General features: G+C 69.5%; 1 protein-coding gene. It reads right to left on the reverse strand.

Going from position 1 to position 223, the window contains the following annotated elements:
• A partial coding sequence (locus ACWJ6R_RS38385; RefSeq protein ID WP_449066854.1) for a hypothetical protein occupies positions 1–181 on the reverse strand: 181 nt, incomplete at its 3' end.
• Positions 182–223: the final 42 nt, after the last annotated feature.

Genomic DNA, 223 nt, shown 5'->3' on the forward strand with positions numbered 1-223 from the left:
GTTCCTCCTCGTCGTCGAACTCCTCATCATGGTGCTCCCCCACCGCCGGGGAGGGGTTGAGGAACACCTCGATCAGGTCGGCGGAGCCGTACCGGCCGCTGAGCAGTTTCTTCGATGGGGGCTCGGCCCGGCCCGCAGGCCGGGCGAGTACGCGGCCGTCGGTGGCCTGGTAGAAGGCCACATCATGCCCCTGGGCAAGCCACCGGTCGAACGCCTGGGCGGT

It is taken from the genome of Planomonospora algeriensis (genome assembly GCF_977012225.1).